Source organism: Streptomyces sp. JW3, from assembly GCF_052216785.1.
Lineage (GTDB): Bacteria > Actinomycetota > Actinomycetes > Streptomycetales > Streptomycetaceae > Streptomyces.
In genome coordinates this window covers 23,154-42,769 of the sequence record NZ_JBQOUX010000001.1, presented here as the reverse complement: position 1 = coordinate 42,769, position 19,616 = coordinate 23,154, and the positions used below count along the sequence as shown (strand labels likewise).

Here is a 19,616-nt window from a genome sequence, read left to right as displayed (position 1 = left end):
CAGTTGCCGGCGGCCCCGCGCCAACCGCGCACGGGACGTGGGCAAGATCTACTTGTACCGGTAGACGATCCGGCCACGCGTCAGGTCGTACGGAGACAGCTCCACCACGACCCGGTCGTCAGGGAGGATGCGGATGTAGTGCATACGCATCTTGCCGCTGATGTGTGCCAGGACCTGGTGGCCGTTCTGGAGCTCAACCTTGAACATGGCGTTCGGCAGAGACTCGACGACAGTGCCCTCGATCTCGATGGCACCCTGCTTCTTGGCCACGCTTCGCCCTTCGAATCGACTACCTTGATCGACTCTCGTCACACTTACACATATGCGCATGCAGACATGCGGGTGCACCAGAGCCGACGAGTCAGTCTACGTCAGCACACCCGGAAAGGCGAAACGAGGAAGTCTGCCCCAACCTGGAGATCACTATGCGAGCGGGTCCGGCGCGGCGGTGATCCCCAGCTCGGCGAGCTTGGCCTTGCCGCCGTCGGGGGCGGTCAGCACCAGCGGGCCCTGCTCGGTCAGCGCGACGGAGTGCTCCCAGTGCGAGGACCAGGTGCCGTCCGTCGTGATCACGGTCCACTCGTCCGCCAGCACCCGCGTCTTCGGGGTGCCGAGCGACACCATCGGCTCGATGGCCAGGCAGGTCCCGGGCACCAGCTTCGGGCCCTTGCCCCGGCGCCGGTCGACGTAGTTCAGCAGGTGCGGGTCCATGTGCATCTCGGTGCCGATGCCGTGGCCGCCGTAGTCCTCGATGATCCCGTACCGGCCGCCGCCCGGCTTGGGCTGCCGGCGGATGTACGTCTCGACCGCCCGGGAGATGTCGACCAGCCGGTTGCCCTGCTTCATGGCGGCGATCCCGGCCCACATGGACTCCTCGGTCACCCGGGACAGCTCGATCAGCTCGGGCGCGTGCCCGGACCCCACGAAGGCGGTGTAGGCGGCGTCACCGTGCCAGCCGTCGATGATCGCGCCGCAGTCGATGGAGATGATGTCCCCGTCCTTGAGCACCACCTCGTCGGAGGGGATGCCGTGCACCACGACCTCGTTGGCCGAGGTGCAGATCGTCGCGGGGAAGCCGCCGTAGCCGAGGAAGTTCGGCTTGGCATTGTGCTCCGCGAGCACCTTGCGGGCGACCTGGTCCAGGTCCTTGGTGGTGGCGCCGGGCACGGCGGCCTCCCGCGTGGCCGCGTGGATGGCGGCGACGACCAGCCCCGCCTCGCGCATCTTGGCGATCTGCTCGGGACTCTTGATCTGCACCATGGAAAACCTGCGGCCTTTCTGGACCAGGGGAAGAAACCAGCACCCCCAACGATACGGGGCCCCCGCCCGCCCGCGCCGGGCCGCGCGAGGTCCCCCACAGCACAGCCGCGGCTCCCGGAACGGGAACCGCGGCTGCGACCGACGTAACAAGATCTACAAGATCTACTGCTCGCGCTTGAGCGCCTCCAGCGCCCGCCCGGTGACCTCGTCGACCGCCCCCATCGCGGAGATGGTGACGACCAGCCCCTGCGCCTTGTAGTAGTCGATGATCGGCTCGGTCTGCGTGTGGTAGACCTCCAGCCGCTTGCGGACCGTCTCCTCGGAGTCGTCGTCCCGCTGGTACAGCTCGCCGCCGCAGACGTCGCAGACGCCTTCCTTGGCCGGCTGCTTGTACGTCACGTGGAAGACGTGCGCCGAGTCGTTCCGGCAGACCCGCCGTCCGGCGATCCGCTTGACGACCTCTTCCTCCGGTGCCTCGAGATCGAGCACCGCGTCGAGCTTCATGTCCTCGGTCTCGAGCAGCTCGTCCAGCGCCTCCGCCTGGGAGACATTGCGCGGGAAGCCGTCCAGCAGGAAGCCGCCCTCGGCGTCGGGCTGCTCCATCCGGTCCTTCGCCATGGCGATGGTGACCTCGTCGGGAACGAGGTTGCCGTCGTCCATGTAGGACTTGGCGAGCTTGCCCAGCTCGGTCTGCTGGCTGATGTTGGCGCGGAACAGGTCACCCGTGGAGATGTGCGGGATGTGCAGCGTCTCGGCAAGGCGGGTGGCCTGCGTTCCCTTACCGGCACCCGGCGGCCCGACGAGGACGATTCGCATCAGCGGAGGAACCCTTCGTAATTGCGCTGCTGGAGCTGGCTCTCGATCTGCTTCACCGTCTCCAGTCCCACACCCACGATGATCAGGATGCTGGTACCGCCGAACGGGAAGTTCTGGTTTGCCCCGAAACCAACCAACGCCATCGTCGGCACGAGAGCGATAAGACCCAGATACAGCGAACCCGGCCAGGTGATCCGGTTGAGTACGTAGCTCAGGTACTCAGCGGTCGGTCGGCCAGCCCGGATGCCCGGGATGAAGCCACCATACTTCTTCATGTTGTCCGCGACTTCCTCGGGGTTGAAGGAGATCGCCACGTAGAAGAACGCGAAGAAAACAATGAGCAAGAAGTAAAGGGTGATGTAGATCGGATGGTCGCCCTTGACGAGGTTGGCCTCGATCCAGGTCTTCCAGCCGGACGTGCCGCTGGAGAACTGGGCGATCAGCGCCGGGATGTACAGCAGCGACGACGCGAAGATGACGGGGATCACGCCCGCCTGGTTCACCTTGAGCGGGATGTACGTCGACGTACCGCCGTAGGACCGGCGGCCGATCATCCGCTTGGCGTACTGCACGGGAATGCGGCGCTGTGCCTGCTCGACGAAGACCACCAGGCCGACCATGACCAGGCCGACGGCGATCACCGTGCCGAACTCGATCCAGCCGTCGGCCAGCGAGCCCTGCGTCTTGATGGCCCACAGGGCGGACGGGAAGGTGGCGGCGATCGAGATGAACATGAGGATCGACATGCCGTTGCCGATGCCGCGGTCGGTGATCAGCTCACCGAGCCACATGACACAGGCCGTACCGGCGGTCATGCAGACCACCATCACGATGGTGGTGAAGATGGCCTGGTCGGGGACGATGTTGCTGGCCACGGTGCAGCCGGAGAACAGGGCGCCGCTGCGGGCCGTGGCGACCAGACCGGTGCCCTGGAGGATGGCGAGTGCCATGGTCAGGTAGCGGGTGTACTGCGTGATCTTCGCCGTACCCGCCTGGCCCTCCTTCTTCAGGGCCTCCAGGCGCGGGATCACGACGGTCAGCAGTTGGAGAATGATGCTGGCCGTGATGTACGGCATGATGCCGAGCGCGAAGACCGTGATCTGAAGCAGGGCTCCGCCGCTGAACATGTTGACCAGACCGAAGAGGCCCTGGTTGCCGGATGCCTGGTCCACACACTCTTGGACGCTCTTGTAGTCGACGCCCGGGATCGGGATGTGCGTACCCACGCGGTACACGACGATGATCCCGAGCGTGAAGAGGAGCTTCTTGCGCAGGTCGGGCGTCTTGAACGCCCGGGCGAACGCGGTGAGCACGGTGCCTCCTGCGACCCCCGCGCTGGCGCGTCAAGGGTGACGGTCTTGAGGTTCGACTGACGACTGAATAGGTAACGGTCAACTGCCGCTCAGGGTGCCCCATGTGTGACACCCGTGAAAGTGGTCAGTTCCAGTCACCTTACCGGCGAGACCGCTGCCCTTGGAATGAACTACCAACGACCGACCGGGGATACCCCATATGTGGGGTATCCCCGGTCGGGATCGCTCAAGTCATCGAGACGCCTGAGAGGTTCAGACGAGCTCGGTGACGCTGCCGCCGGCGGCGGCGATCTTCTCCTTGGCGGAGGCGGAGGCCTTGTCGACCCTCACCTCGACCGCCACGGAGATCTCGCCCTCGCCGAGGACCTTGACCAGGCTGTTCTTGCGAACGGCGCCCTTGGCCACCAGGTCCTCGACCGTGACCTCGCCACCCTGCGGGTAGAGCGCGGCCAGCTTGTCGAGGTTCACGACCTGGTACTCGGTCTTGAACGGGTTCTTGAAGCCCTTCAGCTTCGGAAGACGCATGTGGAGGGGCATCTGGCCACCCTCGAAGCGCTCCGGAACCTGGTAGCGGGCCTTCGTACCCTTGGTGCCACGACCGGCCGTCTTACCCTTCGACGCCTCACCACGACCGACACGGGTCTTGGCGGTCTTGGCGCCCGGGGCGGGACGGAGGTTGTGGATCTTGAGCGGGTTGTTCTCCGCCATGATCAGTCGACCTCCTCGACCGTCACGAGGTGGCGGACGGTGTGCACCATGCCGCGGAACTCGGGACGATCCTCCTTGACGACCTGCGTGTTGATCCCCTTGAGACCAAGGGAACGCAGGGTGTCACGGTGGTTCTGCTTGCTGCCGATGTACGACTTCGTCTGCGTGATCTTGAGCTGCGCCATTACGCACCAGCCCCGGCACGCGCACGGAGCAGAGCCGCGGGGGCGACGTCCTCGAGCGGCAGACCGCGGCGGGCCGCGACCTCCTCGGGACGCTGCAGGCCCTTGAGGGCCGCCACGGTCGCGTGCACGATGTTGATCGCGTTGTCGGAGCCGAGCGACTTCGACAGGATGTCGTGGATGCCGGCGCACTCGAGCACGGCGCGCACCGGACCACCGGCGATAACACCGGTACCGGGCGACGCGGGCTTGAGCAGCACGACGCCGGCCGCCTTCTCACCCTGGATCGGGTGCGGGATGGTGCCCTGGATACGGGGGACCTTGAAGAAGTGCTTCTTGGCCTCCTCGACACCCTTGGCGATGGCGGCCGGCACCTCCTTGGCCTTGCCGTAACCGACACCCACGGTGCCGTCACCGTCGCCCACCACGACCAGCGCGGTGAAGCTGAAGCGACGACCACCCTTCACAACCTTGGCGACGCGGTTGATCGCGACGACGCGCTCAACGTACGCGGTCTTCTCGGCGGCGGCGTTGCCACCGTCGCGACCCTTCCGGTCCCGCCGCTCGCCGCCACCGGCACCGCCACCGCGGCGCTGGGGTCCAGCCATTGGAATTACCTCTCTCTGTTTCCGCTAGCGATACGGAACCGGCTCAGAACTTCAGTCCGGCTTCGCGGGCGGCGTCCGCCAGGGCGGCGATGCGCCCCGCGTACTGGTTTCCACCGCGGTCGAACACCACGGCCTCGACACCGGCGGCCTTGGCGCGCTCGGCGACCAGGGCGCCGACCTGCTTGGCCTGCGCGGACTTGTCGCCCTCGGCGCCGCGGATCGAGGTGTCCAGGGTGGACGCCGAAGCCACGGTGTGGCCCTTGAGGTCGTCGATCACCTGCGCCACGATGTGGCGGTTGGAGCGGGTCACGACCAGACGGGGACGCTCCGCCGTACCCGCGACACGCTTGCGGATGCGGATGTGGCGGCGCTTGATCGCGGCGCGCTTGTAGGCGTCGCCCTTGAGGATCTTCTGCCCGTATGCCATGGCTTACTTACCCGCCTTTCCGACCTTGCGGCGGATGACTTCGCCCTCGTACTTGACGCCCTTGGCCTTGTACGGGTCGGGCTTGCGGAGCTTGCGGATGTTGGCCGCGACCTCGCCGACCTTCTGCTTGTCGATGCCCTCGACAGAGAAGTGGGTCGGGTTCTCCACCTTGAAGGAGATGCCCTCGGGCGCCTCCACGGTGATGGAGTGGCTGTAGCCGAGGGCGAACTCGAGGTTCGAACCCTTGGCCGCGACGCGGTAACCGACACCGCTGATTTCGAGCTTCTTCACGTAACCCTGGGTCACGCCGGTGATCATGTTCGCCACCAGCGTGCGGGACAGGCCGTGCAGGGCCTTGTTCTGACGCTCGTCGTTGGGGCGGGTGACGTTGAGCACGCCGTCCTCACCCTTGGCGATCTCGATCGGCGCCACGATGGTGTGGGTCAGCGAACCCTTGGGGCCCTTGACCGACACCGTCTGGCCGTCGATGGTGACGTCCACGCCGGCGGGAACCGCGATGGGGAGCTTGCCGATGCGCGACATAGCTGTTTCCTCCGTTCCCTTCCGCTACCAGACGTAGGCGAGGACTTCCCCACCCACGCCCTTCTTGCCGGCCTGCTTGTCGGTGAGGAGCCCGTGCGACGTGGAGATGATCGCCACGCCGAGGCCGCCCAGCACCTTCGGCAGGTTGGTGGACTTCGCGTAAACCCGGAGACCGGGCTTGGAGATCCGCTTGATGCCCGCGATGGAGCGCTCACGGTTCGGGCCGAACTTGAGCTCGAGGGTGAGGTTCTTGCCGACCTCGGCGTCCTCGGTCTTCCAGCCCGTGATGAAGCCCTCCTGCTGGAGGATCTCCGCGATGTGAGACTTGATCTTGGACGCCGGCATCGTCACGGAGTCGTGGTACGCCGAGTTCGCGTTCCGCAGACGCGTAAGCATGTCTGCGATCGGATCAGTCATGGTCATGAAGTGGCCTTCGGCCTCTCTCGCCGGGGTTTCCTGGTGCGCCATCCCTCTCCCCGATCCGAGACGGGACGGGTGCGGCGCGGTGGACCTACGGCGTAGTAAGTCGTATGGGCGCGACAGGCGCCCAACCCTGCAAGCCTACGGCATGCGGGGGTGGGCTCCTGCCGACCCAGTTGCTTACCGAGAGCCCTGGGAAGTCCCTAGAAGGGGGACTACCAGGAGCTCTTGGTCACGCCCGGCAGCTCGCCACGGTGAGCCATCTCACGAAGGCACACGCGGCACAGGCCGAACTTGCGGTACACGGAGTGCGGACGCCCACAGCGCTGGCAGCGGGTGTAGCCACGCACACCGAACTTCGGCTTGCGAGCAGCCTTGGCAATCAGAGCCTTCTTCGCCATCTCGCTCACGCCTCCTTGAACGGGAAGCCGAGGTGACGAAGGAGCGCGCGGCCCTCAGCGTCGTTGGTCGCCGTGGTGACCACGGTGATGTCCATACCCCGGACGCGGTCGATCTTGTCCTGGTCGATCTCGTGGAACATGACCTGCTCCGTGAGACCGAAGGTGTAGTTGCCACGGCCGTCGAACTGCTTGGGGGACAGGCCGCGGAAGTCGCGGATGCGCGGAAGCGCCAGCGACAGGGTGCGGTCCAGGAACTCCCACATGCGGTCGCCACGGAGCGTGACGTGGGCACCGATCGGCTGGCCCTCGCGCAGCTTGAACTGCGCGATGGACTTGCGGGCCTTGGTGATGGCCGGCTTCTGACCGGTGATGGTGGTCAGGTCACGGACGGCACCGTCCATGAGCTTGGAGTCACGGGCGGCGTCGCCGACACCCATGTTGACCACGATCTTGACGAGGCCGGGGATCTGCATGACGTTCTCGTACTTGAACTCGTCACGCAGCTTGCCCGCGATCTCCTCGCGGTACTTCGTCTTCAGACGCGGAGTGGTGGTGGTAGCCATCAGATGTCCTCACCCGTCCGCTTGGCAACGCGGATCTTGTTGCCTTCGTCGTCGAAGCGGTAACCGACGCGGGTCACGACCTTGTTGCCGTCCTTCTCCACGACCAGCTGGACGTTGGAGACGTGGATCGGCGCCTCGGTGGTGACGATGCCGCCGGCCTGCGAACCGCGAGCGGTCGGTCCGGCCTTGGTGTGCTTCTTGACCCGGTTGACACCCTCGACCAGGACCCGGTCCTCACGGGGGAAGGCCGCGATGACCTTGCCCTGCTTGCCCTTGTCCTTGCCGGTGATGACCTGAACCAGGTCGCCCTTCTTGATCTTCATGCTCACAGCACCTCCGGCGCGAGGGAGATGATCTTCATGAACTTCTTCTCGCGCAGCTCACGGCCGACGGGGCCGAAGATACGGGTGCCGCGAGGGTCGCCGTCGTTCTTCAGAATGACGGCGGCGTTCTCGTCGAAGCGGATGTACGAGCCGTCCGGACGGCGGCGCTCCTTGACGGTGCGAACGATGACCGCCTTGACGACGTCACCCTTCTTCACGTTGCCGCCGGGGATCGCGTCCTTGACGGTGGCGACGATGACGTCACCGATACCCGCGTAGCGGCGGCCCGAGCCACCGAGCACACGGATGGTGAGAATTTCCTTCGCACCCGTGTTGTCGGCGACACGCAGCCGCGACTCCTGCTGGATCACGTCTATCTCCTGAATGTCTGCCGGTTCCCCGGGGGCCGGTCAGCGACCGGCTCCCGGAGCCTGGCGGAACTGTCCTGCGAGGAATGCCCCGCAGGAGATTTACTTGGCCTTCTCGAGGATCTCGACGACGCGCCAGCGCTTGGTGGCGGACAGCGGCCGGGTCTCCATGAGGAGGACGCGGTCGCCGACACCCGCGGCGTTCTGCTCGTCGTGCGCCTTGAGCTTGTTGGTACGGCGGATGACCTTGCCGTACAGCGCGTGCTTGACGCGGTCCTCGACGGCGACGACGACGGTCTTGTCCATCTTGTCGCTGACGACGTAACCCTCACGGGTCTTGCGGAAACCGCGCGCCTCGGTCGTCGTGTTCTCAGTCACGTTGCTCTCGCTCATCAGGCGCTCTCCACCGTCTCGATGCCCAGCTCGCGCTCACGCATCAGGGTGTAGATCCGCGCGATGTCCTTACGGACGGCCTTGAGCCGGCCGTGGTTCTCGAGCTGTCCGGTCGCCGCCTGGAAGCGGAGGTTGAACAGCTCTTCCTTGGCCTCGCGGAGCTTGTTGAGCAGCTCCTCGTTGCCCAGCTCGCGCAGCTCGGACGCCTTGGTACCGGCCGACATCACGCTTCACCTGCCTCGCGCTTGACGATCTTGCACTTCATCGGCAGCTTGTGAGCCGCACGAGTAAGGGCCTCGCGCGCGATCTTCTCGTTCGGGTAGGACAGCTCGAACATCACCCGGCCCGGGTGCACGTTCGCGACCCACCACTCGGGGGAACCCTTACCGGAACCCATGCGGGTCTCGGCGGGCTTCTTGGTCAGCGGGCGGTCCGGGTAGATGTTGATCCAGACCTTGCCGCCACGCTTGATGTGACGGGTCATGGCGATACGAGCCGCTTCGATCTGGCGGTTCGTGACGTACGCAGGCGTCAGGGCCTGGATGCCGTACTCGCCGAACGAGACCGTCGTACCGCCCTTGGCCTGACCACGGCGCTTCGGGTGGTGCTGCTTACGGTGCTTGACCCTACGGGGGATCAGCATGACGGTCAGGCCTCCGTTCCGCCAGTAGAAGAGGACGACGCCTCGACCGGAGCGGCAGCGGCGGGCGCGTCGGCCTTGGGGGCCTCGGCGGCCGGAGCCGACTGCTGCTGCGGCTTGCGCCCACGACGCTCGCCACCGCGGCCACCGCCACGGGCCGGGCGGTCGTTGCCGCCACCACGGGCCGGGCGGTTGCCCGCACGGGCGGCCGCGTTCTCGGCGCGGACCTCGGCGATGTTCTTGACGTCGCCCTTGTAGATCCAGACCTTCACGCCGATGCGGCCGAAGGTCGTCTTGGCCTCGAAGAAGCCGTAGTCCACGTTCGCGCGGAGCGTGTGCAGGGGCACCCGGCCCTCGCGGTAGAACTCCGAGCGGGACATCTCGGCGCCGCCGAGGCGGCCACCGCACTGGATCTTGATGCCCTTGGCGCCGGCCTTCATCGTGCCCTGCATGCTCTTGCGCATGGCACGACGGAAGGAGACGCGGGAGGAGAGCTGCTCGGCGACGGCCTGGGCCACCAGCTGAGCGTCCGTCTCCGGGCTCTTGACCTCGAGGATGTTCAGCTGGACCTGCTTGCCGGTCAGCTTCTCCAGGTCACCGCGGATGCGGTCGGCCTCGGCGCCGCGGCGGCCGATGACGATGCCCGGACGCGCCGTGTGGATGTCCACGCGGACGCGGTCACGGGTGCGCTCGATCTCGACCTTCGAGATGCCGGCGCGCTCCATGCCGGACGTCATCATCCGACGGATGGCGACGTCTTCCTTGACGTAGTCCTTGTACAGCTTGTCGGCGTACCAACGCGACTTGAAGTCGGTGGTGATGCCGAGCCGGAACCCGTGCGGGTTTACCTTCTGGCCCATTACCGGGTTCCTTCCTTGCTGCTGACGACCACGGTGATGTGGCTGGTCCGCTTGCGGATCCGGTAGGCGCGGCCCTGGGCACGCGGCCGGAACCGCTTCAGGGTCGGGCCCTCGTCGACGTACGCCTCGGAGATGAAGAGGCTGTCGGCGTCGGTGTGGTCGTAGTTGTGCGCGGCGTTGGCGATGGCGCTGTCCAGCACCTTGCCGACCGGCACGCTCGCGGCCTGCGGGGCGAAACGCAGGACCGCCTGAGCCTCCGTGGCGTCCATGCCACGGATGAGGTCCACCACGCGGCGGGCCTTCATGGGCGTGACGCGGATGTACCGCGCCTGGGCCCTGGCTTCCATGGTTGTCCCTTCGGTGTTAGTCATAGTCGATTCCACCCCGCCTTAGCGGCGCTTCGACTTCCGGTCGTCCTTGACGTGACCCCGGAAGGTGCGGGTCGGCGAGAACTCGCCGAGCTTGTGGCCGACCATGGACTCGGTGACGAACACCGGGATGTGGGTCTTGCCGTTGTGCACCGCGATCGTGTGGCCGAGCATGGCCGGGACGATCATCGAGCGTCGGGACCAGGTCTTGATGACGTTCTTGGTGCCTGCTTCGTTCTGCGTGTCCACCTTCTTGATCAGGTGGTCGTCGACGAAGGGCCCCTTCTTCAAGCTACGCGGCATCTCAACCCGTCCTTAGCGCTTCTTGTTCGTCTTGCGGCGGCGGACGATGTACTTGTTCGACGCCTTCTTGGGCGAACGAGTACGGCCTTCCTTCTTGCCCCACGGGGACACGGGGTGACGGCCACCGGAGGTCCGGCCCTCACCACCACCGTGCGGGTGGTCCACCGGGTTCATGACCACACCACGGACGGTCGGGCGAACGCCCAGCCACCGCTTGCGGCCCGCCTTGCCCCAGTTGATGTTCGACTGCTCGGCGTTGCCGACCTCGCCGACAGTGGCGCGGCAGCGGACGTCGACCAGGCGGATCTCACCGGACGGCATGCGCAGGTGGGCGTAGGCGCCCTCCTTCGCGAGCAGCTGCACGGAGGCGCCGGCCGAGCGGGCGAACTTGGCGCCGCCACCGGGACGGAGCTCGATCGCGTGGATCGTGGTACCGACCGGGATGTTGCGCAGCGCCAGGTTGTTGCCCGGCTTGATGTCGGCCCCGGGGCCGTTCTCGACGCGGTCGCCCTGCTGGAGGTTGCGCGGGGCGAGGATGTAGCGCTTCTCGCCGTCCGCGTAGTGCAGCAGCGCGATGCGCGCGGTGCGGTTGGGGTCGTACTCGATGTGCGCGACCTTCGCCGGCACGCCGTCCTTGTCGTGCCGACGGAAGTCGATCACGCGGTAGGCGCGCTTGTGTCCGCCACCCTGGTGGCGAACGGTCACACGACCGGCGTTGTTACGGCCGCCCTTGCTGTGCAGCGGGCGAACCAGCGACTTCTCCGGCGTGGACCGCGTGACCTCGACGAAGTCGGCGACGCTGGCGCCACGACGGCCAGGAGTCGTCGGCTTGTACTTGCGGATTCCCATTTCTCAGTCCTCGTCCGATATCGGACGATCCGGACCTCCGTCAGGAGGTCGGACCGCCGAAGATGTCGATACGGTCGCCCTCGGCGAGGGTCACGATCGCGCGCTTGGTCGCGGCACGCTGGCCGAAACCGGTGCGGGTGCGCTTGCGCTTGCCCTGGCGGTTGATCGTGTTGACCCCGGTGACCTTGACCGAGAAGACCGCCTGCACGGCCTCCTTGATCTGGGTCTTGTTGGCCCGGGGGTCGACGATGAACGTGTACTTGCCGTCGTCGAGGAGCGCGTAGCTCTTCTCGGAGACGACCGGCTTCAGCAGGACGTCACGGGGGTCCGTGTACGACTTGCTCAGCGGCGTCTCGACGGTGTTCTTGCCCTCGGTGGCGTGGCGGCGTGCCTTGGCGACGCGCGCGGCCTTGGCGGCCTTGGCCGCCTTCGAGGCGATGCTCGGGTGACGCGTAGCCATCAGGCTTCGCTCCCTTCGGTGTCAGCGGCCTTGTCGGGGCCAGACACGAAGGACTCGAACGCGGCCTGGGTGAAGACCACGTCGTCCGAGACGAGAACGTCGTACGTGTTCAGCTGGCCCGGCTCCAGGATGTGGATCTGGGGCAGGTTGCGGGCGGACAGCCACGCGGCCTCGTCGGCGCGGTCGACGACCAGGAGCAGGTTCTTGCGCTCCGAGATCTTGCCGAACAGCGTCCGGGCGGCCTTCGTGGAGGGAGTCTCGCCCTCGATCACGCCGGTGACGACGTGGATGCGGTCGTGCCGGGCCCGGTCGGTGAGGGCGTGCCGCAGGGCGGCGGCCTTCATCTTCTTCGGGGTCCGCTGCGAGTAGTCACGCGGCTGCGGGCCGTGGACGACGCCACCGCCGGCGAACTGCGGTGCGCGGGTTGAACCCTGGCGGGCGCGGCCGGTGCCCTTCTGGCGGTACGGCTTCTTGCCGCCACCGCGGACCTCGCCACGACGCTTGGTCTTGTGCGTGCCCTGGCGGGCAGCGGCGTTCTGCGCGACGACGACCTGGTGAAGCAGCGGGATGCTGATCTTCTCCACGCCGAAGATCTCCGCGGGGAGCTCGACGCTACCGGTCTTCTCGCCCGCAGGCGAAAGGATGTCAACAGTGCTCATCGGTTACCTCAGGCCCCCTTGGCCGCGGTGCGGACCAGGACGAGGCCGCCGTTCGGACCGGGAACCGCGCCCTTGATGAGCAGCAGACCCTTCTCCGCGTCAACGGCGTGGACGGTCAGGTTCTGGGTGGTGACGCGCTCGTTGCCCATGCGACCCGCCATACGGAGGCCCTTGAACACGCGGCCCGGGGTGGCGCAGCCACCGATGGAACCGGGCGAGCGGTGCTTGCGCTGGGTGCCGTGTCCGGCGCCGAGGCCCTTGAAGTTGTGACGCTTCATGACACCGGCGAAGCCCTTGCCCTTGCTCTTGCCGGTGACGTCGACCTTCACGCCCGACTCGAACACCTCGGCGGTGACTTCCTGGCCCAGCGTGTACTCGGCGGCGTCCGCGGTGCGGATCTCGACGAGGTGACGGCGGGGGGTGACGTCGGCCTTGGCGAAGTGGCCCTTGAGGGGCTTGTTCACCTTGCGCGGGTCGATCTCGCCGAAGGCGATCTGGACCGACTCGTAGCCGTCGACGTCGTTCGTACGCACCTGGGTCACGACGTTGGGGCCGGCCTTGACGACGGTGACCGGAACAACACGGTTGTTCTCGTCCCACACCTGCGTCATGCCGAGCTTCTCGCCCAGGATGCCCTTGATCTGCTTGGTCATCTTCAGATCACCGGCCTCAGAGCTTGATCTCGATGTCGACACCGGCCGGGAGGTCGAGTCGCATCAGGGAGTCAACGGTCTTGGGGGTCGGGTCGAGGATGTCGATCAGGCGCTTGTGCGTGCGCATCTCGAAGTGCTCGCGCGAGTCCTTGTACTTGTGCGGCGACTTGATGACGCAGTACACGTTCTTCTCAGTGGGCAGCGGCACCGGGCCCGCGACCGACGCACCAGTGCGCGTCACCGTCTCGACGATCTTCTTCGCCGAAGAGTCGATGACCTCGTGGTCGTAGGCCTTGAGCCGGATGCGGATCTTCTGTCCCGCCATGGCTACTCCGTAGTCCTGTCTCTCTTCACGCTCTGGCACATCCGGCGTCCTCCGACCCACGCGGTCGGGCGTGTCGCACTCTCGCTGACACAGATGCCCTACCTCGAACATCCCTGCGATGGGGAGTGCGGGCCCTTCCGGAACCGCGGACCGGGGGCGAAAACCCACCGGGCACCTGGCCGGAGCCCCGCATACGCTTCCCGAAAGATTCCCGTACGTCCGCCCCTGCACCTCTCGGTGCATACATGGAGCGACGAGTACTGTGGGACTCGCTTCCGGTCCCCCCGGCGGGAGGCGCGCAGCATCGGCACTCGACCGAGCAACCCCGCTAGTCTGCCATACGGGGCATCGAGGACGCCAATCGAGCGCAGAACCTTACCCCGGGGGTGACGTAGATCAAACCTGACTCCCGGGCCGCGGCTCGTCCGGGGCCGTGCGCCTTAACCGATCCATAAAGCTCGCTTAAGCGCTCCCGGAGCGACCGCATTACCTCGGGTAACGGCAGTTCGGTGCCCCTAGCATCCGGGCACGGCATCGCTGACCCCCACAGAACGAGGTGTGCTCGCCATGGCTGCTCATCGCGCCCGGAGATGGTCCCTGGGCGGACTGGTCCTACTGGTGACCGGTGCGCTGGTCACCGCGCTGCTGTTGACCACGTCGGGGCCCGGAACACACCGGGCGGACGCGGCGGAGGCCGCGGTCACCTGGTCCGACGAGTTCGACGGCGCCGCCGGGACCCGTCCCGACGCCGGCAAGTGGACGACCGAGACCGGCGGCACGGGCAACGGCAACAACGAACTCCAGTACTACACGAACAGTGCCGCCAACTCGTCGCTGGACGGCGCCGGGCACCTGGTCATCACCGCCCGCAAGAACACCGACAGCGGCCTGCAGTGCTGGTACGGCACCTGCCAGTACACCTCGGCCCGCCTCAACACCGCGCAGACCTTCACGCAGAAGTACGGCCACTTCGAGTCCCGCATCAAGGTGCCGCGCGGCCAGGGCGTGTGGCCCGCGTTCTGGATGCTCGGCGACGACCTGGGCAGCGCGGGCTGGCCGAACAGCGGCGAGATCGACGTCATGGAGAACGTCGGCTACGAGCCGGGCACCGTGCACGGCACCGTGCACGGCCCCGGCTACTCCGGCAGCGGCGGCATCTCGGCCGCGTACACGCTGCCGAACGGCGCGGCGTTCGCCGACGACTTCCACACCTTCGCGGTCGACTGGAGCCCCGAGGCGATCACCTGGTCGGTGGACGGACAGACGTACAAGACCCTGACGCCGTCCGGGGTGAACGGCAACAAGTGGGTCTTCGACCACCCGTTCTTCCTCATCCTCAACTTCGCGGTCGGCGGCGACTGGCCCGGCAGCCCGGACTCCGCCACCGCCTTCCCGCAGACGATGACGGTCGACTACGTCCGGGTCTCCACCAGCTCCGACGGCGGCTCCGGCGCCACCGCCGGGCCGATCAAGGGCATCGGCGGCATGTGCGTCGACGTGGCCGGCGCCGCCAGTGCCGACGGCACGCCGATCCAGCTGCACGGCTGCAACGGCGTCGCCGCGCAGCAGTGGACGCTGCCCGGCGACGGCACCGTCCGGGCGCTGGGCAAGTGCCTCGACGTGAGCGGCGGTTCGACCGCCGACGGCGCGGTGGTGCAGCTGTGGACCTGCAACGGCACCGGCGCTCAGAAGTGGACGTACACCTCGGCGGGGGACCTGACCAACACGGGCTCGAACAAGTGCTTGGACGCCAAGGACAACTCCTCGGCGGACGGGACCCGGCTGCAGATCTGGACCTGCGCGGGCACCGCCAACCAGAAGTGGACCATCGGCTGACCGGTGCGTCAGCGGCGGTCGGCGGCCCACAGGCGGGTGAAGGAGCGGTCCAGGCCGCGCTTGACCAGGCGGGCCACCGGCCGCTCCACCAGCCGGTGCACCAGGTAGCTCAGGACGCAGAAGCCGGCGATCAGGACCACCAGCAGCAGCCGGGGGTCCATCGTGTCCCGCAGCCGGTTGATCAGCGTGGTGCCCGCCACGTAGTGCACCAGGTACAGCGGATACGTCAGCGCGCCCGCTGTGACCAGCCACTTCCACCGGACGCGGTCGGTGTACCCGAGCGCGACGGCGGCCATGAAGAGCAGGAAGACCGTGTAGATCAGGAAGGCGCCGCGCCAGCCGGAGACGTGTTCGACCTCGTCGATACGTTTCCCCAGTTCCAGCTGGCCCATCAGCCAGGCCATGCCGAGGATGCCGCACAGCAGCAGGTCCGGGCCGAAGCGGTGCATCAGGTACAGGGCCAGCCCGGCGATGAAGAACCACGCGCCGTCCGGGTTGGCGACCAGTTCGAGCAGCGGCAGGTCGGAGACCGGCGCCAGCATCGCCACCGCGCCCCACACGCAGCAGAACGCCACCACCCTGCGGTACGTCAGCCCCATCGCGACGACGACCAGGAAGAGCAGGTAGAAGCGCAGCTCGGACCAGAGGGTCCAGTAGACCCCGTCGACGTTCGGCACCGCCGAGCCGGACTGGAGCATGGTGAGGTTGAACAGGACCTCGCGCACCTTCAGTCGCTCCCACACGCCGGGTACGAGCACCAGCACGCCGGTGGTGAACAGGACCGCGAACCAGTAGGCCGGGTAGAGCCGGATCACCCGGGAGACGAAGAACTGCCGGGGCGAGCGCCCCCAGCTGGACATGCAGATCACGAAGCCGCTGATCACGAAGAAGATCTCGACGCCGATCCAGCCGTAGGTGGCGACGTGGTGCACGGTCGGCATGATGTCGCCGACCGGCCGGCCCCAGATGACGTTGCCCGGCCGGTCGGTCCGGTAGGTGCCGGCGTAGTGGTGCAGGGCCACCATCAGCGCGGCGACCAGCCGGATGCCGTCGATCACGTACAACCGGCGCCCGGGGCTCCGTGCGCCGCCGGACGGGCGCCCGCCCGTCGCGGAGCGCTGGGCCGGGACGGTGACGGTGAGCGGGGGCATTGGTTGCTTCACCCCACCAGACAAGAACAGTGCTCATGTCATCCGGTAGGGGTGTGGGCGATCTGGCGCAAAGCCCTTTGACAGCGTTGCCACAGAGTTCACCAACTGTTCCCCCGGGAAGCCGCAGCACCTCCCTGTCAGCGCCCGCCCCTAGAGTCCCGGCATGACTTCGAGCACGGAACTCACGCCGTACGTCAAGCAGTTGGCCGACGCGAAGCCCGTCAAGCCCGCCCAGGCCCGTAAGGCACTGCGGGAGCTGGTGGGGATCGCCGACGACGGCGCGGCGCTGGAGCTGGCCGCGCGGTTCGCACCGGTCGCCGATTTCTCCTCGGAGACGCTGCTGCGGCTGTGGCCCGCCGCCGCCGACCCGGACGGTTTCGCCGCGGCCCTGCTGGCACCGGCGTTCCGCGCCGAGGGCCGTACCGCGCTGCGGCTGACCCGCGCGACCTCGCTCACCGGCCTGCGCCACCTCACCACGCTGCGCGCGCTGACCGTGTTCCGCTGCAAGGAGATCACCGACCTCACGGAGATCGGCGCGCTGACCGCTCTGACCGACCTCGATCTCAACGGCTGCGCCGGCGTCACGGACCTCACCCCGCTCGGCGGGCTCACCGAACTGACCCGGCTCGGCCTGCACCGCTGCCGCGCCGTCGCCGACCCGGCCCCCCTGCTGCCCCTGGGCCGCCTGCGCGAGCTGGACCTGAGCATGACCCGGGTGACCTCGGCCGCCGGCTTCGGCGCCGCGTTCCCACTGCTCGAACGCCTCGACCTGCGCGGTTGCCGCTCCTTCGGGTCGCCCGCGCAGCTGGCCGGCCTGACCCGCCTCACCCGCCTGGACCTCGGCTGGACCGCGATCCGCGACCTGACCGGCCTGGCGGACGTCCCCGCGCTCGCCGTCCTCGACCTGACCGGCTGCAAGCGGCTGCGCGACCTGACCGGCGTCGCCGCCGCGCCGGCCCTCGCCCAGCTGATCGTCGCGGACTGCCCCCGCTTCCGGTCGTTCAGCGGCCTCGGTCACCATCCCCGGCTGACCGCGCTGGAGCTACGGAACTGCCCCGACCTGCCCGACCTGCGCGGCCTCGCCGCGCTCACCCACCTGACCCGGCTGCGGATCACGGACTGCGAACAGCTCGCCTCGCTGACCGGCGCCGCACCACTGCCCGCCCTGCGGGAGCTCACCGTCGAGAACTGCCCGGCGCTGGACGACTTCACGGCCCTGCCCGGCCTCACCGGCCTGCGCCGGCTCCAGCTGACCGGGCCGGGCCGACTCCAGTCCCTCTCCCGCCTCTCCCACCCCGGCCTGGAACAGCTGTCCGTCAGTGACACCGACCGGCTGGCCGGTCCCGGAAACCTGAGCGGCCTGCCCGCCCTGCGCGAGCTGGAGCTCAGTGGCCTGCCCCGCCTCACCGACCTGGACCGGCTCGACGGCCTGCCCGCGCTCACCAAGGTGACCGTGCACGACTGCCCTGCCCTGACCGGCCTGGACGGTCTCGCCGGCACGCCGGTCACCGAGGTACGGGTGACGCGGTGCCCGGCGTTCGCGGACGTCAGCGCGCTGGCCCGCATCCCGGTCACCGACCTGACGATCGGCACGTCCGACGCCCTGGTCTCGCTGCGCGCCCTGGACGGCCACCCCGCCCTGCGCACCCTGCGCGTCGGGAACTGCCCGCGCCTGGCCGACCTGCCCGCCGCCGCCTCCCTCACCCGCCTCGACCTCGACCGGCTGCCCTGGCCGGACCTGTCCCCGGTGGCCGGCCTCACCGCGCTCCAGTGGCTGGGCCTGGGCACCCTGGACCGGCTGACGGACCTCACCGTCCTGCCCGCCCTGCCCGAACTCGCCGTGATCACCTTCGGCAGCCAGCACACCCTGACCGACCTCACCCCGCTCCTCGACGTGAAGTCACTGCGCGGACTGACCAAGTCACGGCAGATGAACGGTCAGATCCTCGACGGCCGCACCGATCCCGTCCTGGCCGAACTCAAGCGCCGCGGGGTCGACACCAACTTGCGGTGAGCAGCGCGGGCGTGGCCAGCAGAAACACGCCGGCCAGGCCGATCGCGGTACGCGGCCCGAGCAGCCCGCCCAGTACCCCCCACAGGGCGGTCAGCAGCGCGGTCGCCCCCTTCGTGGTCACCGTCCAGGCGGTCAGCACCCGGGTGACCCGGTCGGCCGGGAGCCGCCGCAGCCGGTAGGTCGCGGACACGGGGTTGAACACCCCACAGCACAGAATCAGCCCGAACTCCACGCCGATCACCAGCACCAGCCCGCCGGTGCCCGGACCGACGAAGGCGAGCCCCACCGGCCAGATCGCCCGCAGCGCCCCGGACCCGGCCAGCACCCGGTCCGCCCCGAACCGCCGGACCAACGGCCGGGCCAGCCGCGCCCCGAGCAGCCCGCCGACCGAGGGCGCGGCGAACGCGAGCCCGTACTCCCACGGCGCGAACCCCAGCGGCCCGAGCATCAGCACGGCCAGCAACGGTGAGGTGGCCATCACCAGCCCGTTGAACAGCGCGGTGTTGAGGAACAGCGGCCGCAGCGCCGCGTCGGCGACGATGAACCGCCACCCGTCGAGCAGCTCCCCGGCCCGCAGCCGCGCCGCGCCCTGGGGCCGCTCCGGCTTCTCGTCCGGTCCGCCCATCGCCCGGATACCGACCGCCGACAGCAGATAACTGACGGCATCCGCCACCACCGTCACCACCGGCCCGAGCGCCCCGATGAGCGCCCCGCCGAGCGGCGGCCCGACGATCGTCGCCGCCCAGGCCGTCGCCTCGAACCGGGCATTGGCGACGAGCAATTCCTCCCCCGTCAGCACCGCCTTCAGATACGCCCCGGAAGCCGCCCGAAACCCAATATCACCCGCCGCGACGACCACCGACACGACCAGCAGTTGTACGAAGCTCAGCACACCGAGCGCGTACGCGCCGGGCACGCTGAGCAGCGCCGCGCCGCGCACCACATCCATCCCGATCAGCACCGGCCGCTTGCGCCGGAACTCCACCCACGGCCCGAGCGGCACCGCGACCACCGCGCCGACGGCGACCCCTACCGCAGACAGCACCGCCACCTGTGTCGGACCGGCCCCCAGCACCTCCACGGCGATCAACGGAAACGCCCCGAAGGCCAGCCACGTACCGAGCGCACTGGTCCCGTACGCCGCCCAGAGCCATCCCATGCCGCCCATCAAAC

29 protein-coding genes are annotated in these 19,616 nt (G+C 68.1%); 2 read left to right on the top strand and 27 right to left on the bottom strand.

Annotated elements, in window-relative coordinates; all coding sequences use genetic code 11:
- Positions 1-48 precede the first annotated feature (48 nt).
- The 25 genes from infA to rpsJ form a co-directional block, all read right to left on the bottom strand.
- Positions 49-270 carry a translation initiation factor IF-1 gene (infA, locus tag ACTT8P_RS00285; RefSeq protein WP_003948620.1) on the bottom strand — a complete coding sequence of 74 codons (222 nt, stop codon included), beginning with the start codon at positions 268-270 and terminating at the stop codon, positions 49-51.
- A 153-nt stretch (positions 271-423) separates the two neighbouring features.
- Positions 424-1,260: a type I methionyl aminopeptidase gene (gene map / locus ACTT8P_RS00280; RefSeq protein ID WP_442829406.1), complete on the bottom strand. Its 837-nt coding sequence runs from the start codon at positions 1,258-1,260 to the stop codon at positions 424-426.
- Positions 1,261-1,422: 162 nt separating this feature from the next.
- Positions 1,423-2,076, bottom strand: a complete 654-nt coding sequence (locus ACTT8P_RS00275; protein ID WP_442829405.1) for an adenylate kinase — start codon at positions 2,074-2,076, stop codon at positions 1,423-1,425.
- The gene (gene secY, locus ACTT8P_RS00270) at positions 2,076-3,389 is read right to left on the bottom strand and encodes a preprotein translocase subunit SecY (protein ID WP_442829404.1); all 1,314 of its coding nucleotides are present in this window, start codon (positions 3,387-3,389) and stop codon (positions 2,076-2,078) included. The genes ACTT8P_RS00275 and secY overlap by 1 nt, the downstream gene beginning before the upstream one ends.
- A gap of 252 nt (positions 3,390-3,641) precedes the next feature.
- Positions 3,642-4,097, bottom strand: a complete 456-nt coding sequence (gene rplO, locus ACTT8P_RS00265) for a 50S ribosomal protein L15 (RefSeq protein ID WP_442829403.1) — start codon at positions 4,095-4,097, stop codon at positions 3,642-3,644.
- Between the two features lie 2 nt (positions 4,098-4,099).
- A complete protein-coding gene (gene rpmD, locus ACTT8P_RS00260) occupies positions 4,100-4,282 on the bottom strand; it encodes a 50S ribosomal protein L30 (RefSeq protein ID WP_005481207.1) in 183 nt (60 codons plus the stop codon).
- On the bottom strand, positions 4,282-4,887 hold the full coding sequence (gene rpsE / locus ACTT8P_RS00255; protein WP_175434226.1) for a 30S ribosomal protein S5: 606 nt from the start codon (positions 4,885-4,887) through the stop codon (positions 4,282-4,284). The genes rpmD and rpsE overlap by 1 nt, the downstream gene beginning before the upstream one ends.
- Positions 4,888-4,930: 43 nt before the next feature.
- Positions 4,931-5,314, bottom strand: coding sequence for a 50S ribosomal protein L18 (gene rplR, locus ACTT8P_RS00250; protein WP_361157587.1), 384 nt, complete (start codon positions 5,312-5,314; stop codon positions 4,931-4,933).
- A gap of 3 nt (positions 5,315-5,317) precedes the next feature.
- Positions 5,318-5,857: a 50S ribosomal protein L6 gene (gene rplF / locus ACTT8P_RS00245; RefSeq protein ID WP_361157590.1), complete on the bottom strand. Its 540-nt coding sequence runs from the start codon at positions 5,855-5,857 to the stop codon at positions 5,318-5,320.
- A 24-nt stretch (positions 5,858-5,881) separates the two neighbouring features.
- Positions 5,882-6,280: a 30S ribosomal protein S8 gene (rpsH, locus tag ACTT8P_RS00240; protein WP_003974254.1), complete on the bottom strand. Its 399-nt coding sequence runs from the start codon at positions 6,278-6,280 to the stop codon at positions 5,882-5,884.
- Positions 6,281-6,492: 212 nt separating this feature from the next.
- A complete protein-coding gene (locus ACTT8P_RS00235; protein WP_003948630.1) occupies positions 6,493-6,678 on the bottom strand; it encodes a type Z 30S ribosomal protein S14 in 186 nt (61 codons plus the stop codon).
- A 5-nt stretch (positions 6,679-6,683) separates the two neighbouring features.
- Complete coding sequence (rplE, locus tag ACTT8P_RS00230; RefSeq protein WP_053753925.1) at positions 6,684-7,241, bottom strand: 50S ribosomal protein L5; 558 nt, start codon at positions 7,239-7,241, stop codon at positions 6,684-6,686.
- Positions 7,241-7,564, bottom strand: coding sequence for a 50S ribosomal protein L24 (gene rplX, locus ACTT8P_RS00225; protein ID WP_003992365.1), 324 nt, complete (start codon positions 7,562-7,564; stop codon positions 7,241-7,243). The genes rplE and rplX overlap by 1 nt, the downstream gene beginning before the upstream one ends.
- Positions 7,565-7,566: 2 nt before the next feature.
- On the bottom strand, positions 7,567-7,935 hold the full coding sequence (gene rplN, locus ACTT8P_RS00220; protein WP_003974257.1) for a 50S ribosomal protein L14: 369 nt from the start codon (positions 7,933-7,935) through the stop codon (positions 7,567-7,569).
- 99 nt (positions 7,936-8,034) lie between these two features.
- On the bottom strand, positions 8,035-8,325 hold the full coding sequence (gene rpsQ / locus ACTT8P_RS00215) for a 30S ribosomal protein S17 (protein WP_361157594.1): 291 nt from the start codon (positions 8,323-8,325) through the stop codon (positions 8,035-8,037).
- The gene (rpmC, locus tag ACTT8P_RS00210) at positions 8,325-8,549 is read right to left on the bottom strand and encodes a 50S ribosomal protein L29 (RefSeq protein WP_010036720.1); all 225 of its coding nucleotides are present in this window, start codon (positions 8,547-8,549) and stop codon (positions 8,325-8,327) included. Before rpmC ends, rpsQ begins: the two co-directional genes overlap by 1 nt.
- Positions 8,549-8,968, bottom strand: coding sequence for a 50S ribosomal protein L16 (gene rplP, locus ACTT8P_RS00205; RefSeq protein ID WP_189417910.1), 420 nt, complete (start codon positions 8,966-8,968; stop codon positions 8,549-8,551). Before rplP ends, rpmC begins: the two co-directional genes overlap by 1 nt.
- Positions 8,969-8,973: 5 nt before the next feature.
- Complete coding sequence (gene rpsC / locus ACTT8P_RS00200; RefSeq protein ID WP_442829402.1) at positions 8,974-9,825, bottom strand: 30S ribosomal protein S3; 852 nt, start codon at positions 9,823-9,825, stop codon at positions 8,974-8,976.
- Positions 9,825-10,172 carry a 50S ribosomal protein L22 gene (gene rplV / locus ACTT8P_RS00195; protein ID WP_003974262.1) on the bottom strand — a complete coding sequence of 116 codons (348 nt, stop codon included), beginning with the start codon at positions 10,170-10,172 and terminating at the stop codon, positions 9,825-9,827. The genes rpsC and rplV overlap by 1 nt, the downstream gene beginning before the upstream one ends.
- A 42-nt stretch (positions 10,173-10,214) precedes the next feature.
- Positions 10,215-10,496, bottom strand: a complete 282-nt coding sequence (gene rpsS, locus ACTT8P_RS00190; protein WP_003974263.1) for a 30S ribosomal protein S19 — start codon at positions 10,494-10,496, stop codon at positions 10,215-10,217.
- Between the two features lie 12 nt (positions 10,497-10,508).
- Entirely contained in the window at positions 10,509-11,345 is an 837-nt protein-coding gene (rplB, locus tag ACTT8P_RS00185) for a 50S ribosomal protein L2 (RefSeq protein WP_018543909.1), read from the bottom strand.
- A gap of 40 nt (positions 11,346-11,385) precedes the next feature.
- Positions 11,386-11,805, bottom strand: a complete 420-nt coding sequence (gene rplW / locus ACTT8P_RS00180; protein ID WP_189417913.1) for a 50S ribosomal protein L23 — start codon at positions 11,803-11,805, stop codon at positions 11,386-11,388.
- Positions 11,805-12,464, bottom strand: a complete 660-nt coding sequence (rplD, locus tag ACTT8P_RS00175; protein ID WP_361157607.1) for a 50S ribosomal protein L4 — start codon at positions 12,462-12,464, stop codon at positions 11,805-11,807. The genes rplW and rplD overlap by 1 nt, the downstream gene beginning before the upstream one ends.
- A gap of 8 nt (positions 12,465-12,472) precedes the next feature.
- Complete coding sequence (gene rplC, locus ACTT8P_RS00170) at positions 12,473-13,117, bottom strand: 50S ribosomal protein L3 (protein ID WP_121748660.1); 645 nt, start codon at positions 13,115-13,117, stop codon at positions 12,473-12,475.
- Positions 13,118-13,133: 16 nt separating this feature from the next.
- Positions 13,134-13,442 carry a 30S ribosomal protein S10 gene (rpsJ, locus tag ACTT8P_RS00165; protein ID WP_003948644.1) on the bottom strand — a complete coding sequence of 103 codons (309 nt, stop codon included), beginning with the start codon at positions 13,440-13,442 and terminating at the stop codon, positions 13,134-13,136.
- A gap of 567 nt (positions 13,443-14,009) precedes the next feature.
- On the opposite strand from rpsJ, the gene ACTT8P_RS00160 reads away from it, so the two are divergent.
- Positions 14,010-15,278 (top strand): ricin-type beta-trefoil lectin domain protein, encoded by a 1,269-nt coding sequence (locus ACTT8P_RS00160; protein ID WP_442829401.1) that lies wholly within the window; start codon positions 14,010-14,012, stop codon positions 15,276-15,278.
- Between the two features lie 8 nt (positions 15,279-15,286).
- Here ACTT8P_RS00160 and ACTT8P_RS00155 read toward each other — a convergent pair whose 3' ends face one another.
- Complete coding sequence (locus tag ACTT8P_RS00155) at positions 15,287-16,429, bottom strand: acyltransferase family protein (RefSeq protein ID WP_442829400.1); 1,143 nt, start codon at positions 16,427-16,429, stop codon at positions 15,287-15,289.
- A 163-nt stretch (positions 16,430-16,592) separates the two neighbouring features.
- Here ACTT8P_RS00155 and ACTT8P_RS00150 point away from each other — a divergent pair, with 163 nt between their 5' ends.
- The gene (locus ACTT8P_RS00150) at positions 16,593-18,443 is read left to right on the top strand and encodes a leucine-rich repeat domain-containing protein (RefSeq protein ID WP_442829399.1); all 1,851 of its coding nucleotides are present in this window, start codon (positions 16,593-16,595) and stop codon (positions 18,441-18,443) included.
- Here ACTT8P_RS00150 and ACTT8P_RS00145 read toward each other — a convergent pair.
- Positions 18,409-19,602, bottom strand: coding sequence for an MFS transporter (locus ACTT8P_RS00145; RefSeq protein ID WP_442829398.1), 1,194 nt, complete (start codon positions 19,600-19,602; stop codon positions 18,409-18,411). The two genes, ACTT8P_RS00150 and ACTT8P_RS00145, sit on opposite strands and share 35 nt — an antisense overlap.
- Between the last annotated feature and the right edge of the window lie 14 nt (positions 19,603-19,616).

What these genes read in the sequence shown, in the direction of transcription:
- map (WP_442829406.1), bottom strand. Translation starts at nt 1,260, where the DNA reads ATGGTGCAGATCAAGAGTCCCGAGCAGATCGCCAAGATGCGCGAGGCG.
- ACTT8P_RS00275 (WP_442829405.1), bottom strand. Translation starts at nt 2,076, where the DNA reads ATGCGAATCGTCCTCGTCGGGCCGCCGGGTGCCGGTAAGGGAACGCAG.
- rplO (WP_442829403.1), bottom strand. Translation starts at nt 4,097, where the DNA reads ATGGCGGAGAACAACCCGCTCAAGATCCACAACCTCCGTCCCGCCCCG.
- rpmD (WP_005481207.1), bottom strand. Translation starts at nt 4,282, where the DNA reads ATGGCGCAGCTCAAGATCACGCAGACGAAGTCGTACATCGGCAGCAAG.
- rpsE (WP_175434226.1), bottom strand. Translation starts at nt 4,887, where the DNA reads ATGGCTGGACCCCAGCGCCGCGGTGGCGGTGCCGGTGGCGGCGAGCGG.
- rplR (WP_361157587.1), bottom strand. Translation starts at nt 5,314, where the DNA reads ATGGCATACGGGCAGAAGATCCTCAAGGGCGACGCCTACAAGCGCGCC.
- rplF (WP_361157590.1), bottom strand. Translation starts at nt 5,857, where the DNA reads ATGTCGCGCATCGGCAAGCTCCCCATCGCGGTTCCCGCCGGCGTGGAC.
- rpsH (WP_003974254.1), bottom strand. Translation starts at nt 6,280, where the DNA reads ATGACCATGACTGATCCGATCGCAGACATGCTTACGCGTCTGCGGAAC.
- ACTT8P_RS00235 (WP_003948630.1), bottom strand. Translation starts at nt 6,678, where the DNA reads ATGGCGAAGAAGGCTCTGATTGCCAAGGCTGCTCGCAAGCCGAAGTTC.
- rplE (WP_053753925.1), bottom strand. Translation starts at nt 7,241, where the DNA reads ATGGCTACCACCACCACTCCGCGTCTGAAGACGAAGTACCGCGAGGAG.
- rplX (WP_003992365.1), bottom strand. Translation starts at nt 7,564, where the DNA reads ATGAAGATCAAGAAGGGCGACCTGGTTCAGGTCATCACCGGCAAGGAC.
- rpsQ (WP_361157594.1), bottom strand. Translation starts at nt 8,325, where the DNA reads ATGAGCGAGAGCAACGTGACTGAGAACACGACGACCGAGGCGCGCGGT.
- rpmC (WP_010036720.1), bottom strand. Translation starts at nt 8,549, where the DNA reads ATGTCGGCCGGTACCAAGGCGTCCGAGCTGCGCGAGCTGGGCAACGAG.
- rplP (WP_189417910.1), bottom strand. Translation starts at nt 8,968, where the DNA reads ATGCTGATCCCCCGTAGGGTCAAGCACCGTAAGCAGCACCACCCGAAG.
- rpsC (WP_442829402.1), bottom strand. Translation starts at nt 9,825, where the DNA reads ATGGGCCAGAAGGTAAACCCGCACGGGTTCCGGCTCGGCATCACCACC.
- rplV (WP_003974262.1), bottom strand. Translation starts at nt 10,172, where the DNA reads ATGGAAGCCAGGGCCCAGGCGCGGTACATCCGCGTCACGCCCATGAAG.
- rpsS (WP_003974263.1), bottom strand. Translation starts at nt 10,496, where the DNA reads ATGCCGCGTAGCTTGAAGAAGGGGCCCTTCGTCGACGACCACCTGATC.
- rplB (WP_018543909.1), bottom strand. Translation starts at nt 11,345, where the DNA reads ATGGGAATCCGCAAGTACAAGCCGACGACTCCTGGCCGTCGTGGCGCC.
- rplW (WP_189417913.1), bottom strand. Translation starts at nt 11,805, where the DNA reads ATGGCTACGCGTCACCCGAGCATCGCCTCGAAGGCGGCCAAGGCCGCC.
- rplD (WP_361157607.1), bottom strand. Translation starts at nt 12,464, where the DNA reads ATGAGCACTGTTGACATCCTTTCGCCTGCGGGCGAGAAGACCGGTAGC.
- rplC (WP_121748660.1), bottom strand. Translation starts at nt 13,117, where the DNA reads ATGACCAAGCAGATCAAGGGCATCCTGGGCGAGAAGCTCGGCATGACG.
- rpsJ (WP_003948644.1), bottom strand. Translation starts at nt 13,442, where the DNA reads ATGGCGGGACAGAAGATCCGCATCCGGCTCAAGGCCTACGACCACGAG.
- ACTT8P_RS00160 (WP_442829401.1), top strand. Translation starts at nt 14,010, where the DNA reads ATGGCTGCTCATCGCGCCCGGAGATGGTCCCTGGGCGGACTGGTCCTA.
- ACTT8P_RS00155 (WP_442829400.1), bottom strand. Translation starts at nt 16,429, where the DNA reads ATGCCCCCGCTCACCGTCACCGTCCCGGCCCAGCGCTCCGCGACGGGC.
- ACTT8P_RS00150 (WP_442829399.1), top strand. Translation starts at nt 16,593, where the DNA reads ATGACTTCGAGCACGGAACTCACGCCGTACGTCAAGCAGTTGGCCGAC.
- ACTT8P_RS00145 (WP_442829398.1), bottom strand. Translation starts at nt 19,602, where the DNA reads ATGGGATGGCTCTGGGCGGCGTACGGGACCAGTGCGCTCGGTACGTGG.